Annotated in this window: 16 protein-coding genes; 4 read left to right on the forward strand and 12 right to left on the reverse strand. The window is 73.3% G+C overall.

Features of this window, described 5'->3' with window-relative positions; genetic code table 11:
- Window positions 1-195: 195 nt before the first annotated feature.
- Both ACQP2P_RS24330 and ACQP2P_RS24335 read left to right on the forward strand, forming a co-directional pair.
- Window positions 196-540 carry an RNA polymerase-binding protein RbpA gene (locus ACQP2P_RS24330; RefSeq protein ID WP_223092257.1) on the forward strand — a complete coding sequence of 115 codons (345 nt, stop codon included), beginning with the start codon at window positions 196-198 and terminating at the stop codon, window positions 538-540.
- 269 nt (window positions 541-809) lie between these two features.
- The gene (locus ACQP2P_RS24335; protein ID WP_433604324.1) at window positions 810-1,805 is read left to right on the forward strand and encodes a pentapeptide repeat-containing protein; all 996 of its coding nucleotides are present in this window, start codon (window positions 810-812) and stop codon (window positions 1,803-1,805) included.
- A 458-nt stretch (window positions 1,806-2,263) separates the two neighbouring features.
- Here the strand turns inward: ACQP2P_RS24335 and ACQP2P_RS24340 are convergent, their stop codons facing one another.
- A complete protein-coding gene (locus ACQP2P_RS24340) occupies window positions 2,264-2,608 on the reverse strand; it encodes an STAS domain-containing protein (protein WP_433604326.1) in 345 nt (114 codons plus the stop codon).
- 65 nt (window positions 2,609-2,673) lie between these two features.
- On the opposite strand from ACQP2P_RS24340, the gene ACQP2P_RS24345 reads away from it, so the two are divergent.
- Together ACQP2P_RS24345 and ACQP2P_RS24350 are read left to right on the forward strand one after the other, a co-directional pair.
- A complete protein-coding gene (locus tag ACQP2P_RS24345) occupies window positions 2,674-4,116 on the forward strand; it encodes an MFS transporter (protein ID WP_433604328.1) in 1,443 nt (480 codons plus the stop codon).
- Window positions 4,117-4,628: 512 nt separating this feature from the next.
- Window positions 4,629-5,189 (forward strand): DUF1062 domain-containing protein, encoded by a 561-nt coding sequence (locus tag ACQP2P_RS24350; RefSeq protein ID WP_433604330.1) that lies wholly within the window; start codon window positions 4,629-4,631, stop codon window positions 5,187-5,189.
- 126 nt (window positions 5,190-5,315) lie between these two features.
- Here ACQP2P_RS24350 and ACQP2P_RS24355 read toward each other — a convergent pair whose 3' ends face one another.
- The 11 genes from ACQP2P_RS24355 to ACQP2P_RS24405 all read right to left on the reverse strand — a co-directional run bounded on the left by ACQP2P_RS24355 (window position 5,316) and on the right by ACQP2P_RS24405 (window position 15,450).
- On the reverse strand, window positions 5,316-5,693 hold the full coding sequence (locus tag ACQP2P_RS24355) for a hypothetical protein (protein ID WP_433604332.1): 378 nt from the start codon (window positions 5,691-5,693) through the stop codon (window positions 5,316-5,318).
- 151 nt (window positions 5,694-5,844) lie between these two features.
- On the reverse strand, window positions 5,845-6,507 hold the full coding sequence (locus tag ACQP2P_RS24360) for a GNAT family N-acetyltransferase (protein WP_433604334.1): 663 nt from the start codon (window positions 6,505-6,507) through the stop codon (window positions 5,845-5,847).
- Window positions 6,508-6,736: 229 nt separating this feature from the next.
- Entirely contained in the window at window positions 6,737-7,294 is a 558-nt protein-coding gene (locus tag ACQP2P_RS24365; RefSeq protein WP_433604336.1) for a hypothetical protein, read from the reverse strand.
- Between the two features lie 65 nt (window positions 7,295-7,359).
- Window positions 7,360-7,989 (reverse strand): uridine kinase, encoded by a 630-nt coding sequence (locus ACQP2P_RS24370; protein WP_433604338.1) that lies wholly within the window; start codon window positions 7,987-7,989, stop codon window positions 7,360-7,362.
- Window positions 7,986-8,495, reverse strand: coding sequence for an FxsA family protein (locus tag ACQP2P_RS24375; RefSeq protein ID WP_433604340.1), 510 nt, complete (start codon window positions 8,493-8,495; stop codon window positions 7,986-7,988). The genes ACQP2P_RS24370 and ACQP2P_RS24375 overlap by 4 nt, the downstream gene beginning before the upstream one ends.
- A 16-nt stretch (window positions 8,496-8,511) precedes the next feature.
- On the reverse strand, window positions 8,512-9,315 hold the full coding sequence (locus tag ACQP2P_RS24380) for a polyprenol monophosphomannose synthase (RefSeq protein ID WP_433089681.1): 804 nt from the start codon (window positions 9,313-9,315) through the stop codon (window positions 8,512-8,514).
- Window positions 9,312-10,973, reverse strand: coding sequence for an apolipoprotein N-acyltransferase (lnt, locus tag ACQP2P_RS24385; RefSeq protein ID WP_433604342.1), 1,662 nt, complete (start codon window positions 10,971-10,973; stop codon window positions 9,312-9,314). The genes ACQP2P_RS24380 and lnt overlap by 4 nt, the downstream gene beginning before the upstream one ends.
- A gap of 628 nt (window positions 10,974-11,601) precedes the next feature.
- Complete coding sequence (locus ACQP2P_RS24390) at window positions 11,602-12,798, reverse strand: glutamate mutase L (protein ID WP_433604344.1); 1,197 nt, start codon at window positions 12,796-12,798, stop codon at window positions 11,602-11,604.
- Window positions 12,795-13,175, reverse strand: coding sequence for a hotdog domain-containing protein (locus ACQP2P_RS24395; RefSeq protein WP_433604346.1), 381 nt, complete (start codon window positions 13,173-13,175; stop codon window positions 12,795-12,797). The genes ACQP2P_RS24390 and ACQP2P_RS24395 overlap by 4 nt, the downstream gene beginning before the upstream one ends.
- Entirely contained in the window at window positions 13,175-13,906 is a 732-nt protein-coding gene (locus ACQP2P_RS24400) for an OAM dimerization domain-containing protein (RefSeq protein ID WP_433604348.1), read from the reverse strand. Before ACQP2P_RS24400 ends, ACQP2P_RS24395 begins: the two co-directional genes overlap by 1 nt.
- Complete coding sequence (locus tag ACQP2P_RS24405) at window positions 13,906-15,450, reverse strand: lysine 5,6-aminomutase subunit alpha TIM-barrel domain-containing protein (RefSeq protein WP_433604350.1); 1,545 nt, start codon at window positions 15,448-15,450, stop codon at window positions 13,906-13,908. Before ACQP2P_RS24405 ends, ACQP2P_RS24400 begins: the two co-directional genes overlap by 1 nt.
- Window positions 15,451-15,463: the final 13 nt, after the last annotated feature.

Consider the following 15,463-nt stretch of genomic DNA (forward strand, 5'->3'; position numbering starts at 1 on the left):
TGAGGCGCGCCGGCAAAACGGCCGATGTGGTCGATCATTGAAACCCAACGTAAAATCAGGGTACCGACCCGGCGACGAACCTACCGCAGCGCCGGGAGGGTCGTGTAATCTGCCCGCCCGCGGTGGGAATCGTCAGACCACGTGGCGTCGTTGGTTACAGCGAAGCGCAACACGATTCGAAGGGGAAGACCAACCATGGGCGAGCGCATGCTGCGCGGCAGCCGTCTCGGAGCCGTCAGCTACGAGTCCGACCGCAACACCGAGCTGGCTCCGCGTCAGACCCGTGAATACCTTTGCGCGAAGGGGCACCAGTTCGAGGTTCCGTTCGCTGTCGACGCCGAGGTCCCGATGACCTGGGAGTGCAAGTTCGACGGCAGCGTGGCGCGGCTGGTCGACGGCAGCGAGCCCGAGCAGAAGAAGGCCAAGCCGCCGCGCACGCACTGGGACATGCTGCTTGAGCGGCGCACCATCGCCGAGCTCGAGGACATCCTCAACGAGCGTCTCGAAGAGGTTCGTCTGCGCCGCGGTCGTTCCGCGTAACAGCTTCGATCGTTGTCGAAAGCCCCGGCCGGGTCGGCCGGGGCTTTTCGCCGTCTCCAGCCGGGATCCGCGCGCCGGTGATCTCGGCGTCACCCGAGGTTTCCGCGCTGGGCCTGGGTTTCCGGCAGCCGTCACGTCCCGCGCGGGCCGGGCGGCAATCCGTCGTGCCGCTCGGCTGGCGGGTGCGGTTCCCGTGGCTGCCCGGGCAGCCGTCATGATGTTGTGGCGGTCCGTGTGCGCGGTACCGTCGGGCGGGACAGGAAGGGACCATGAACCCAGAGCTACGAGCCGATTGTTCCAAGTGTTTCGGCCTGTGCTGTGTCGCCCCGGCGTTCTCCCGCTCGTCCGACTTCGCGATCGACAAGCCGGCCGGGCACGCGTGCCCGAACCTGGGCGAGGACTTCCGGTGCGGGATCCACACGCGGCTGCGGGATCGCGGGTTCACCGGCTGTACGGTCTACGACTGCTTCGGTGCCGGGCAGCATGTCGCGCAGGTCGTCGCGGCGGGCCGTGACTGGCGGGCCGATCCGGCGTCGGCGCCGCGGATGTTCGAGGTGTTCGCTGCGGTCCGGGTGCTGCATGAGCTGCTGTGGTACCTCACCGAAGCCCGCTCGCTCCCCCGCGCCGCGCCCCTGGCCGACGAGTTGGATGACGCACTGTCGTCGACCCGGTCACTGCGTGACGCCGCTGAGGAGCTGACGCCGGAGGTGGCGGAGCGTCACCGGGAGCGGATCGCGCCGCTGCTGCGGGAGGCGAGTCGGCTCGCACGGGAACACGGTGCCGGCGCCGGCGCCGGGCATGGCGCTGGCCGGCGTGAGCAGGGATCAGGGAAGGCCGGGAAGCCTGCCGGGCGCGGTGGCGGCCGTGAGCGTGACCCGGACGGGGCGGCGGCCAGCGCTGCCGGCGCGGGCAGGTCGGCGGTGAGTCGTGATGGTCGTGATCGCCGGGGGCGGCGCGCCGGTTCGCCGGGGCGGCGGGCGACGCCGGTGCTTGGGCGGCAGTTGATCGGGGCGAAGTTGCGCGGTGCCGATCTGCGCGACGCCGATCTGCGTGGGGCGCTGCTCATCGGGGCCGACCTGCGGGGCGCGGATCTGGGCAACGCCGATGTGATCGGGGCGGACCTGCGTGGTGCGAACCTGTCCGGGGCCGATCTGAGTGGCACCTTGTTTCTGATGCAGTCGCAGCTGGACGCGGCCGTCGGGGACGCCTCGACGAAGGTGCCTGCGCGGCTTGCTCGGCCGGCGCACTGGCCGAGCGGCGCATGACCCCGGTGGCCGCGTTCCGCATCAGTCAGCGGGAGCCGTCCGCGCCGCTGGCGGTTTCGTTGCGGCCGTCGCGGGTCGCCGGCGGCAGGCCTGTGGCTGCCAGGTCGGCGGCGGCTGCCGGTGGCGGGCCCCCTGCGGGATGTCACCTGGCCGGTCGTGCGGGCCGCAGCTGGGAACATGCCGCACGCCGAGCTTCCCGGTGAGCCGGGAAGGGAGCTCGACGTGAGAGGGCGCCGCGTGAAGCGGCCCTGGTCTGCGCGTTCCGTATCCTGGCGAACACCGGCTGCAGCGAGAACGTCGCCGGGCACATCACCATGGTCACAAACGACGACGGCGACATGTGGACCAACCCCTGGGGGTTGTGGCGGGGCGAGGCCGGCTGGGAGTCCGGTCCGGGTGCTGGCCCTGGCCGCCGATGCTGTGTGCTCGCGTGGCGCGGCGTCCGGTCCGGCCGATGGTTACGCGGCGGGGGCGGGCTGGAGTGCCTCGGTGACGGTGGCGTGCACGGGGATCGGGCCCGTCAGGCCGACCGTGTGTAACAGGCGGGCGAGGAACGGCGACGGGGCGGCTAAGCGCAGGAAGCCTCCGGCGGCGGCGCAGTGATTGCGCGCGTACGCGAAGGTGCCGAGGCCGATCGAGTCGCAGAAGTCGACGCCCGCGAGGTCGACCACGATCCGTGTGTGGCCGGCGTCGAGGAGCTGGTGCATGCTGTCGCGGAGTGCGGGGGCGGTGTTGATGTCGATCGCGCCGTGGATGCTCATCAGGGCGATGTCGCCATCACGGTTGGTCACTGCAATATGCATGACCAAATCCTGCCTGGGTTCGCTACGTTCCGCAGCATGGCGGGCACCCGATCGGGTGACGGCCGGTGAGCGCGGCCCGGCTGCTGATCGCCGCTGCCCTGGCCCGTACCGCGGACGCCGGGGCCGGCGTGGTGGTCGTGCTGGCGTCGGTCCGCCAGTTCGGTGGCCCGGCGCAGGGTTCGCTGGTGCTCGCCGTGTTGCTGGTGCCGCATCTGCTCGCCGGGCCGTTCGTCGGTCTGGTCACCGACCGTGCTCGGCATCCGCGGCTGGTGCATGCGGGGTTTGTCGCCGGGTTCGGTTCGGCCGTCGGCGGCATCCTGTCGTTGATCGGTCACGCGCCGCAGCCGGTTGTGCTGGCGCTGGCGTTTGTTGCGGGCTGCTGCGGTTCGATGATCTTCGGGGGGCTTTCGAGTCGGCTCGATGACGTGGTCGCGCCGGCGAATCGGTCGCGGTTTCGTGGGCTGGATGCGGCGACGTACAACGTGGCGGACATCTTCGGGCCGGCGGCGGGCGCGGCTCTCGCGGTGTCGGTGGGGGTGCCGGCCGCGGCGGTGGTGATCGCGGCGGCGTGTCTGTGTGCGGCGGGGTTGTTGCTGACGGTGCGGTCGCTGCCGGTGGTGGCCGGGGGTGCCGAACCGGGACGCAGCGCCGAACCGGCGGTTACCGCGGTGGCGTTGGCGGGCGTTTCCGGAGCTGAGAACGCGTCCGGTCCGGTGCAGGGCGAGGTTGACGCGCTGGCGGCCGCTGGAAGCGATGGCCTTCACGCGCCAGTTGCCGGAGGTGGCGGGGAGACGCCGGGGTGGTCAGCTGCCGGAGGCGGCGGGGAGACGCCGCCGGGGTCGTCAGCTGCCGGAGGTGGCGGAGAGACGCGGAGGTCGTTTGCCGAGGATCTGCGGGCCGGGTTCCGGGCGATTGTCGTCTCGCCGCCGTTGCTCGCCGTCACCGCCGCTACCTGTGTCGCGACGTTCGGGCACGGGATGATGGCGTCGATCGCGGTGTTGCTCGGTGTGGCGCATGGGCATCCGGCCGGTGGTGGGCTGCTGATGACGGCGATCGGGGTCGGGGCGCTGGCCGGGTCGTTGCTGATGGCTCGGTGGCCGCTTCGGGTGGCGCCGCACCGGGTCGTGTTCGTCTGCCTGGTGGTGACCGGGGTCGGGCTCGCCGCGGTGCCGCTGGTGCCGGGCTGGGCCGGGGTCGTGGCGCTGTTCGCGGTGGTGGGGCTGTTTGACGGGCCGTTGTTCACGTCGGTGTTGCAGGTGCGGTCGAATGAGGCGCCGGCTCGGGCGCGTACGCAGGTGTTCACGCTGGGGTCCGGGGTGAAGCTGACGGCGGCGGCGGTCGGGGCGGCGGTGTTCGCGGGGCTCAGTGGGTGGCCGTTGTGGGTGTTGGTGGTGGGGCTCGGCGGGACGCAGCTGGTGGCGGCCGCGCTGGGAGTGGGGTTGCTGGCCTGGCGGCGGCGCTCGCACGCCGGTGCTGTGGGTGGCTGCGGGCCCGGGCTCGAGCCGTGAGAAGCGGCACCGCTGCGGTGCGGGCCGGGCAGGCGAGAAGAGCAGCGGTGAGCGGTGCCGGGAACGGACCGACGGCAATCGGCCAGTCGGGATGCATACGTCGCGCCGCGCGAGCGGTGGCGGGGCCGGTGACGGGACCAACGGCGATCGGCGAGGCGGGTGCGTGCGGAGCGCCGCCGGTGATCGGAAGCCGCCTCAGCAGACGGGGACGGGCGGAAGGCCGGAGCGATCCGGACGGGGCGGCGGCCACCTGCTGCGGCCGGGGCAGCGCGGACGGCGGAAACCGTTTGAGGCATCCGCGCTGGTTCCCATAGCCTGGCTGCGGTCCGTTGCCGTGAAGACAGAAGGACGAAACCGCGTGACGCCGCCTGCCCTTGAGGCCTGACACCCTCTGCGCGCTCTGATAGCCGACGTCTTCGTCGGTGTTGCCGGGCTGCCCTCGCGCGCCTGGTCGTACAGCGTTTGGGGCCGCGCCGAATCGGCCTCGGGTCAGGTCTTGAGGGAGATCCTCAATGTCTTCACAACCGCATATCGTGCTGCCCTGGGTCGTTCGCCGGATCCGGCTGCCGCTGCTGCGTCTGCGGTGCGTCGACTGCCGATCGGAGTCGGCCACGACCGGTGCGGGGCGGTTCCGGGTCAACGCCAACGGCAAGCTCCTCGACGTGTGGCTGCTGGTCCGCTGTGTGTCGTGTGATCGGACGAGCAAGCTCACGGTGCACGAGCGGGCGCCGGTCAGCTCGCTCGATCCGGCGCAGTTGCACGGGTACCACGTCAATGATCCCGGCCTCGTGGCGGTCACGCTGCTGGATCCGCTGCTCCTGCGGCGCAACCGGTGCGCCCTCGACTGGTCGGATGCCTGGGAGTTGGACGCCGCGCCGGTGATGCCCGGCCTCGAGTGGCCGGTCCGGGTCGCGGTCGTCTTCGACGATCCGGTGCCGGTGCGGCCGGAGCGGCTCATCGCGCGCGGGCTCGGCATCAGCCGTGGCGCGGTGCTGCGGCGGGTCAAGTGTGAGATTCCGCTGCGCCGCACGACGTGCGCCGGGTTCGCGTTCACGGTGCTGGCCGGGGACTGATCACGGCACCGCCGTGACAGGCCATGTGCCCGGCGCTCGTCGGGGCGTGGTCCGTTCCTGGCGCCGCGGACGTGGCGTACGGGCGGCCTCCGGCTGGGGGGCCGCCCGTACGCTGCCGAACTCGTCCTACCGGTGGCCGTGGCGGCCGTAGTCCTTGGCGATGAGCAGCCAGGAGCCGCGGCGGCCGTTGAAGGCGGGGACGCAGGTGCCGTCGTCGAACCGGCCCTGCCGCTCGCCGACCCACGCGAAGAACTGGCAGGTCTTCTTGGTGTTGTAGCGGCCGGCGATCCAGGTCCGGACGTGGTCGCGGCGGCCGTTGCCATTGCCGTTCCAGTCGCCATTGCCGTTGCGGTCGCCGCTGTGGTCGTGCGGGCCCGGCTGCGCGGCGGTGGCCTGGCTGCCGGCCTCGGTGGACGCGCTGGCGGCCGTGGCGGTCATGCCGAGGACCGCGCCGGCGGTCAGGGTCATGGCGCCCAGGGCCAGGATTCGCTGTGCGTTTCGCATCTTGACTCCCCCTCGTGTCGTGATGACGCGATCACACTATGTAGCGAACAGCCGTAAATCTGGCGAAACGCATCGTCCGTTCAGCCAAAGACTGAGCGCCATGTAGTCAGATCATCACGCTGAGTGTGCGGGGTGTCGGCGGTGAAGGGTGTCAGGGGCGAAGCGCCCGGCCGGTCGGGTCAGGACGGTGCAGGGCTCCGTCACGCTGTGCGCGCACGGTGCCGGGCGGGGTTCGGCGGACGGCGCGGGTCAGGACGGTCCCGCCGGCGGTGAAGGGCTCGCGTCCGGTCGGGGTGAAGCCGCACCGCAGGTAGGCGTTCATGGCGGCGGTGTTGCCGCAGGCGAGTTCGAGTTCGACGGTGTCGTGGCCGTGGTCGCGGGCCCAGGTGGTGACGGCGTCGGCGAGGTGGGCGGCGATGCCGTGGCCTCGGGCGGCGGGCACGACCCACATGCTGATCAGATGGGTGGTGGCCGGGTCGGCGGCGGCCACCCAGGCCCCGGCGATGCCGAGCGGCACCACGCACGCCGACGGGTTGTGCCGGCCGCCGCCGTTGCCGAGCGGCGCATCGCGGGCCGGCGGGGCGTGGCGGGCGGCGGGGAACGGTTGCGGTGAGACGCGGGGCCGGGAAGGTGGGAGGGGGCCGAAGGCGGTGAAGAAGGCGCCGCCCGCGGGCCAGGTGCGCCAGTCGGCCTCGCCGCGTTTGGCCTCGCGGGCCCAGGTGCTGGCGAAGGCGTGGGGGCTGTCCTTGAGGGCGCTGAGCCGCAGGTCCCGTTTGAGTCGCCATTCGCCGGGTGTCAGTGGGCGTACTTCCACGGGAATGAACCTTCCCAATTCACCCGCGAAAGGGCAAGAGGGATTCCGCTCGGCGAAGAGCCCGGCGTCGCGCCCTCAGATGACGCCCGGTCCGTGACGAGGTGGCGTCGAGGTCCGGCAGGTCGCGGACCAGGGCGGGGTGACAGCGCGGTCCGGAGCGGCCTCCGGTAGTCGCGGACCTGGACAGGGTAACGGCAGGTCGCGGACCAGGGCGGGTCTCGCCGCCGGCTCAGGTGACGGCGCGGTCCGTGTCGAGCTGCTGCACGACAGGTCCGACCAGCTCCGACAGGTCCCGCACGAGCACGGTCACGGCCCGCGCGGCCGCGGCGACCACGTCCTGCGGCGCGGCGTCCGCGTCCGGGGTCTCCGGCAGCCCCTCGAGCGGCAGCGGCGCCTCGATGAGCAGGGTGGTGCGCACGTGCGGATAGCGGCTCAGGTCCCGGTCGGTGGGCTGCACGAACTGCCCGAACAGCTCGGGCCAGCCGCGCCACCCCCGGTCCCGCCACCACGCCCGGGTGGTGGTCAGCTCGGCGGGCAGCGGCGAGACGAGCTCGACCCGGGCGGTGAGCCCGCCGTCGAACGGGTTGCGGCCGCAGGTCGCGGACAGCACGCGCCGGTGCCAGCGCACGTAGCCGGGGTCGAGGATCGGCGGGGTGGCGAACGTCCACGCGGTGCACGCGAACGTGACGGGGGCGATGTCGCCGAGGCTGTAGGCGAACGCGTTCGGGGCGGAAGCGACCAGGCGCTCGTACCGCTCATGGTCGCGGTCCAGCCAGAACGTCTTCACGCCTCCGACGGTAGCCGCTGATCACGCCGCCGCCAGCCCCGTCCGCGCAGAGCCGAACCCGCAGCTCAGAGGGTGGTCACGAGCGCCGGGTGGGCGGGGTCGTCGGCGCGTACGACGATGTCGGCCTGGTATTCGGGCATGACCTCGTCCCGGTAGCGCCCGTACGCGGGCAGCGTCCACGCCAGGTCGGCGGGCAGCCGCCGGGTGAGGGCGGCGTCGCTCTGCATGAGGTGTACGGCGATGTCGAAGTCGAGGCCGGCGCCGAGGAGGAACACCCCGGACACGATCACGACCCCGTGCGGCGGGACCTCGGTGTAGGCGGCGCGGGTGGCCCGGTCCAGCACCGGGTCCCGCAGCGACGGCAGGACCCGGCCGGTGCCGCCGGGCCCGGCGGGGGTCAGCACCTCGCGGGTGAGGGCGCGCAGGTCGAGCCAGTCCTCGTAGTAGGCGTCGGGGTTCGTCCGGCCCCGTTCGAGGCGCAGCGACGCCGCGCGCAGGAATCCTCCGGCGGGCACGTGCAGGGCGAAGACGCCGGCATCGTGCAGTACCCCCGCAGCAGCCTCGGCGAGTTCGGCGGTCCCGGCGGTGGGTGCCCCGTCGACGGCGACCCGGGCCGGGTGCGTCCCGGCGGTGGCGCGGGCCCGTTCGGCGAGGTCGGCGGCGAGGGCGGCGACGGTGACCGGGGAGGCCTTCACCGGGCCGGCGGGTCGACGATCTCGCCCTCGACGACGTCGCCGGTGATGCTCGGGGTGTCGCCGGAGGCGGGGGTGGTGACGGGGCCGCGTTCGGCGCGCACGACCCGCGGGCCGAACAGGTCCCCGGCCGCGGCGGGTGAGATGCGGCGTTCGGCGACGCGGCGGACCTGCCGGCCGGTGAACGCGCGGACCGGCGGCAGGAGCAGCAGCAGCCCGGCGGCGTCGGTGATGAACCCGGGCACGATGAGCAGCAGCGCGCCGATGAGGCCGGTGAGGCCGTCGGAGACCTCACCGCCGGCGGGGCGGCCGTCGGCGAGGGTGGCCCGGAACCGCCGCCAGGCGCGGACCCCCTCGCGTTTGACCAGCATGAACCCGAGGATCATGGTGGCCACGCCGATGACGATGGCCAGGCCCCAGCCGATCGCCTGAGCGACCAGCACGAACACGGTGATCTCGGCGATCACCATCAGGAACGCGCCGATTGCCGCCCAGCCGAGCCCTCGCATCAGTGTCGTCTCCTCCTCAGCGCCCCTGGCCGTCCTTGGCCGGCCCGTTGCCGGCGACGGCCCGCTTGAGCGCGTTCCAGCGTGCGGCGGTGCCCCATACGGTCACCTTCCACAGTGCCTCACGAACGATGGAGGAGCTCATCTTCGACTGGCCCCGTTCACGCTCGGTGAACGTGATCGGCACCTCGGCGACCCGGAACCCGTCCTTGACGGAGCGCCACGCCAGGTCGACCTGGAAGCAGTACCCGTGCGACGCGATCGTGTCCAGCTCGATCTTGCCCAGGACCGGGGTCCGGTACGCCCGGTAGCCGCCGGTCGCGTCGCGCAGGTGCATGCCGAGCGCCATCCGCACGTACACGTTGCCGGTGCGGGAGATCGCCTGCCGGTGGAACGGCCAGTTGACGGTCTTGCCGCCCTTGACGTACCGCGACCCGAGGACCACGTCGTTGTCGGCGAGCGCGTCGAGGAGCTTCGGCAGTTCCTCGGGGGCGTGGGAGCCGTCGGCGTCCATCTCCACGACGGCGTCGTAGCCGCGTTCGGTGCCCCAGGTGAACCCGGCGATGTACGCGGCGCCGAGGCCCTGCTTCCCGGCGCGGTGCATGACGTGCACGGCCGGGTCGGCGGCGGCGAGCTCGTCGGCGATGTCGCCGGTGCCGTCGGGGCTGTTGTCGTCGGCGATGAGGATGTCGACGGCCGGGGTGGCCTTACGGACCCGGTCGACGATGATCCGGATGTTGTCGGCCTCGTTGTAGGTGGGGATGATGACGAGGACCCTGCCGACTCCGGGGTATTGGTTCACGCCTCGGTCGGGTGTGCTCACAGGTCCTCCTTGATGCCTGGCGCGGCAGTGTGGTGGGTGATGTCGGTAACCGTGGTGCGGCGCCTCCGCCCGGTCCGGGCGGCGGCGAGCAGTGCCGTGGCGAGGGCGGCGATCACATATTCGGGGATCGCTCCCAGCCTTGTTGCAAGCGTACGTTCTGTGCCCAGGTGCAGCTCGGCGAGGATGACCGCCGGCTTGTCGAACTCGGTTTCGCCGCTGGTGGTGCCGGTGTGGCTCGCGAACGCGGAGATGCCGACGGTGGAGGCCATGAGCGCGTCACGGCCGTGCTCGACGGCCCGCAGCCGCACCATGGCCAGCTGCTGACGCGCCTCGGACTCGTTGAACGTGGCGTTGTTCGTCTGCACGGCGAGGATCTGCCCGCCGCCGGTGACGGTGTCGCGGACGAGCCCGTCGTAGGCGACCTCGAAGCAGATGACGTCCCCGACGGTGGCCGGCCCGACGGTCAGGACGCCGGGTTTCGTGCCCGCCGTCATGTCGGTGACCCGGTCGACCTCCTTCGACACCATCCGCGCGATGCCGCGCAGCGGGATCGTCTCGGCGAACGGCACCGGGTGGCGTTTGACGTACTGCTGGACGGGGTCGCCGGGGCCGCGGCCCGGGTTGAACACGAGCCCGGCGTTCTCGACCCCGGTCTCGGGGCTGTAGAGCACGGCCCCGACGAGGATCGGCGCGCCGACGGCGTTCGCGGCCTGGTCGATGAGCAGCCCGGCGTCGCGCTGGCGCAGCGGGTCGATGTCGCTGGCGTTCTCGGGCCACACGACGAGGTCGGGCCGCCGGGCGCCGGCCTTCACCGCGTCGCCGAGGGCGATCGTGGCCCGCACGTGGTTGTCGAGGACCGCCCGCCGCTGGGCGTTGAAGTCGAGCCCGAGCCGGGGCACGTTGCCCTGCACCACGGCCACGTAGACGGTTTCGCCGCCGGGGTTTGCCAGTGGTACCGCCGCGGCGGCCCCGGCCACCGCCAGCCCGGCCACGACCGCGGCCAGGGGTGCCACGGCCCGCCGGGCGTCGGTCCCGGCGCTGACGCCGCGCAGGACCGCGTAGGCGCCGAGCCCGCCGATGAGCGCGACGGCGAACGACACCAGCGGCGCCCCGCCGGCCGCGGCGAGACGCAGCAGCGGCGACGTGTCCTGGCTGAACGCGAGCCGCCCCCACGGGAACCCGCCGAACGGGGTCCGGTCCCGCAGCGCCTCCTGCGCCACCCACAGCGCGCCGACGGCGACGGGCCACGCCCACCCGCCGCGGCGGCGCAGCAGCGGGCTGATCCAGGCCCCGGCGGCGCCGACGAGCCCGAGATACAGCGTCTCGAGCACCGACAGCAGCAGCCACGGGACCATGCCGGTGTGCAGGTTCGTCCACGACAGCAGCGGGGTGAAGAACAGGGCCCCGGTGACGGTGCCGAGCCAGAACCCGCCGCGCAGCCGCCGACCGTGCACGGCGATCGCGAGCAGCGCGACGGCGGCGGGCGCGGCCCACCACAGCCCGTACGGCGGGAACGCGACGAGCATGGCCCCGCCGGCGGCGGCGGCGGCGAGCAGCGCCGCCCACGTCGGCAGGGCGGGGCCGGGCCCGGGCCGTGGCGCGTCGGGTGCCGAGGGCGCGGCGGCCGCATCTGGTTCGACCAACGTCACCTGCGCCATCCCCGGGTCGTCCGAACGTCGTGCTTGCGGCGCCCATTATGCGGGGTAAGTCGCCCGAACGTGCAATCGCGGGGTCGGGGGCCCCTGCGGCGGGCGGGTCCGGGCCGCGGCTGCGGGCCCGGACCGACCAGGCCGGTCGATCCGGGCCCGGAGGCGGTGACGCCGGGCCGCGGACCCTGCGGCTGCCTGGACGCGAACTGAAATGGGGGCGCGACCGTAGTTGTCGCGCCCCGCGCTCCCAGGCCCTGTGTCCGGCCGGTGCGGCAGTGACGTTCGTGCGCGGCCTTCGTTCCGGCTCGGCACGAAGCTGGCTGCCCGTGCGCGTGCCGTTGTCTACTGGTCGCGTGACCCCCCTGCCCTGACACCGGTGGATGCCCGTTCGCGGCCCCCGCCGACCCCCGCCCGCCGGGCCCGGGGTCGTCTCGTCGGTTGACGTGGACGTCCGGCCTGCCGGGCGTTGCAGAGTAGCGAACCGCGGTCATCCTTCCCGAAGTAGGACGCAAAGACGGTACGCGCACGCTCGGGGGCGCTGTCAACCGCCCCGGCGGATGGATTTCACCCGGGCGGCGTGTCGTGTTGGCGTGTCGGTGCCCGTTCACCCGGACGCTGACCGGCTGTCGCCGGGCGATCACCGTGCGAGGCCGGAACAGAGGGTGAGGGCCGCGTCGGGGTGGTCGGCGGCGATCAGCCCGGCGGCGGCCAGGACGTAGGTGGTGTCGACCCTCGTGCGGGGCGCGCGCGGCAGCGCCCAGCCGCCGGCATGGTCGTGCAGCGCCGGGGCGAGGGCCGCCACAGCGGCACCGGGTTCAGCATGCCGGAACACGCCACCGGACGCCACGACCGTCGACACGTGTCGCAGGTCGCGTCCCGCCCGCGAGTGACGCCGCACCGCGATCGTCACGGCCGCCGCCGCCAGCTCCAGCGGGCCGTCGCCGGCGGGCAGCCGCTCCCGGGCGGCCGCCGCCCGGATGCCGTCCACGTTCCACCGCACGCCCAGATCACCCTCGACGGTCCGCAGATGCCACGACACCCCGGCAACCGCGTCCTGGGGCGCCTCACCGGGCTCCAGCGCCGAATACACGTCGGTGGTCGCCCCGCCCACGTCCACGACGAGCAGATCACCGCCGGCGGCCCGGGCCAGGACCCCGACGCCGGTGAGGACCGCGTCCGGGGTCGCCGCCGACACGAGCCGCCCGAACCGGGGCCCCCGGGAGAGCCGTTTCCCGCCGATGACGTGCCGGATGAACAGGTCCCGGATCGCGGCCCGGGCCGAGTCCGGGGCCGTCACCCCGATCCGCGGCAGCACGTTCCCGGCCGCGACGGCCGGCCGCCCGGCCAGCAGCGCCATCACCTCCGGCTGGGCCTCGGCGTTCCCGGCCACGACGACCGGCACCCGCCACCGGGACCCCGCGAGCCGCCGCGCGTTGCCCACGACCGTGTCGGCGTCCCCACCGTCGGTCCCGCCGCACAGCAGCAGCACGTCGGGCCGCGACGCCCGCAACGCCCGCACGTCCCCGGCCGTCAGCAGCCCCGTCGTGGTGTGCACGACCCGCGCCCCGGCCGACAACGCGACCCGGTACGCGGCGTCCGCCGACACCAGCGCCTCGAACCCGACGACCCCGAGCCGCAGCCCGCCACCCGCCGACGAGCAGCAGTACACGTGCCCGACCGGCCCCGCCCCCGCCAGGAGTGCGTCGACGCCGTCGAGGACGTCACCGCCGAGGGTCGTCGGATGCGTCGCGCTGCACACCAGCGCCCCGGTCCGGGTGTCGACGACGGCGAGTTTCGTGTCCGTGGACCCGACGTCGACGCACGCGACCCTCACGGGACGACGACGGTCCCGGTCGCCGACACCGCCAGGATCGGCGGGTCGAGGACCGCCGCCGCCGACGGGCCCCGCCCCGGGTCGGCCCGGCACGTGACGTGGCAGGTGAACGCGACCGTCCGGGACCGGTTGCCCTGCCGGGTCACGGTCGCCGTCACCTCCACGACGTCACCGGCGCGGACCGGCGCGTGGAACGTCACCGCCTCGTACCCGGCGAACAGGCCCTCGTCACCGTCGGTGCGGATGCACAGCTCCGTCGCGGCGTCACCGAACAGGCCGAGACTGTAGGCGCCGTCGACGAGGTTCCCGCCGTAGTGGGCGTGCGCATACGGCACATACCGGCGGTGCACCACGGTCGTCCCGGCGAGGGTGTCCATCAGCGGCTCCGGATCGTGTGGGCGAGGTACGAGGCGACCTCGCGGGGCGTGGTCCCGCGGCCGAAGATCCGGTCGACGCCGAGCTCGGCGGTGGCCAGCTCGTCGAACCTCGGGCCGCCGGCGACGAGCAGCGGCCGCCGCGCCGCCGGGAACGCCTCCCGGAACGCGGCGGACATCGCCCGGACGTTGTGCAGGTGGGCGTCGCGCTGGGTGACGACCTGCGACACCAGGACCGCGTCGGCCTGCTCCGCCACGGCCGCCGCGACGAGGTCCGGCACCGGCACCTGCGCGCCGAGGTTCACGACCCGCAGCTCCCGGTAGTACTCCAGGCCCTTCTCCCCGGCGATGCCCTTCAGGTTCAGGATCGCGTCGATGCCGACGGTGTGCGCGTCGGTGCCGATGCACGCCCCGACGACGACGAGCTTGCGCCGCAGCCGGGCCCGGACGGCGGCGTTGACGTCCTTCGGCGACAGCAGCGGATAGTCGCGTTCGGCGACGACGACCTTCCCCGGCTCGACGAGATGGTTGACCCGCCCGTAGACGACGAAGAACGTGTGCTGCTCCCCGATCGGCCGGGCGTGCACGACCATCGCCGGGTCGACACCCATCTTCCCCGCCAGCTGCAGCGCGGCCCCCTCGCCGCGTTTGCCGGCCGGCAGCGGCAGCGTGAACGACACCTGGATCATCCCGTCGCCGGTGGTGTCACCGTACGGGCGGACGACCTCGTGCATCACGGCCTCCCGGTGAGCAGCGCTTCGGTGGGGTTCCAGTAGTCCTCGGCCCGCCGGGCGACCCCGTCGAGGCCCTTGCCCCGGTCGGCGGGCCGGCGCATGATCCCGAACGTGCCCTCGCCGATCGCGTCGAGCAGCCCCTGCCCGCCGATGCGCTCCAGCAGCTCGACGGCTTCGGCCAGTACCGTCGCCGCCCGCTGTTGCATGAACGGGCCGGGAACGAAGTCCTCGTGGAGGTTCCCGGCGGCGCGCAGCACGTAGTGGACGTTCTGCAGCGCGATGTCCCGGTCCGACAGCCACGGCGTCACGACCGCCTCCGTCATCATCCCCACCAGCAGAATCCCCTGCCCGGTCAGCGCCCCGGCGAGGTTGAAGAACCCGTCGAGCAGATTCCCCCGGAACACGTCACCGGTCATGTGCCGCGTCGGCGGCATCCACTTCAGCGGCGCCCCCGGGAACAGCTCCCGCGCCAGCAGGGCGTGGGCGAGCTCCAGCCGGAACGACTCCGGCAGATCCGGGTTGATCTCGAACGCGTGCCCGAGCCCCAGCTGCCACGTCTGCAGCCCGGCCTCCCGCGCGAAGTACTCGTTGAGCAGCTGCGACACCGTGACGGTGTGCGCGGCGTCGACGGCGTCGGCGGTCGTCAGGTAGTTGTCCTCGCCGGTGTTGATGACGATCCCGGCCCGGGCGTGGATCTGCCGCGAGAACCGCTGGTCCACGAACGTGCGGACCGGGTTGATGTCCCGGAACAGGATCCCGTACATCGAGTCGTTGAGCATCATGTCGAGCCGCTCGAGCCCGGCCAGCGCGGCGATCTCCGGCATGCACAGCCCCGACGCGTAGTTCGTGAGCCGCACGTACCGGCCCACCTCCCGCGACGTCTCGTCGAGGGCGGCGCGCATGAGCCGGAAGTTCTCCTGCGTCGCGTACGTCCCCGCGAACCCCTCCCGGGTCGCGCCCTCCGGCACATAGTCCAGCAGCGACTGCCCCGTCGAGCGGATCACCGCGATCACGTCCGCGCCGGCCCGGGCCGCCGCCTGCGCCTGCGGGATGTCCTCGTAGATGTCGCCGGTCGCGACGATCAGGTAGATCCACGGCCGGCGGGGCGGGTCACCGAGCCGGGCGACGAGCCGTTCCCGTTCCCGGCGGCGCCGGTCGATCCGGGCGATCCCCCGCCGGACCGCGGCCGTCGCCGGGCGGCGGGCCCGCCGCGTCGCGGGCACCGTGAACCGGACACTGCCGGCCGCGGCCTTCTGCGCCAGCAGCGTCACGTCGGCGTGCCCGTCGCTGATGAGCGCGTCGAACACCGGCCCCAGCACCCCGTGCCCGAGACCGATGTCCGCGGCGACCGCGTCGACGAGCCGGTTCACCCACGGAATGCCGTCGGGGTCGGCACCCACGACCCCGGCCAGCCGCAGCGTGGCACGCTCCACGGCGGCGGTCGTGTGGGTCCGGGCGAGCTCCACGACGGGCCGCCCGGCCTCAGCCGCCAGCGCCCGCGCCCGGGCGACCACCGCCGGGTCGAGGCCGAGTTTCCCAGCCACCGCCGTCTCCTTC

The sequence above is a fragment of the Dactylosporangium sp. CA-139114 genome (genome assembly GCF_050955725.1).
Lineage (GTDB): Bacteria > Actinomycetota > Actinomycetes > Mycobacteriales > Micromonosporaceae > Dactylosporangium.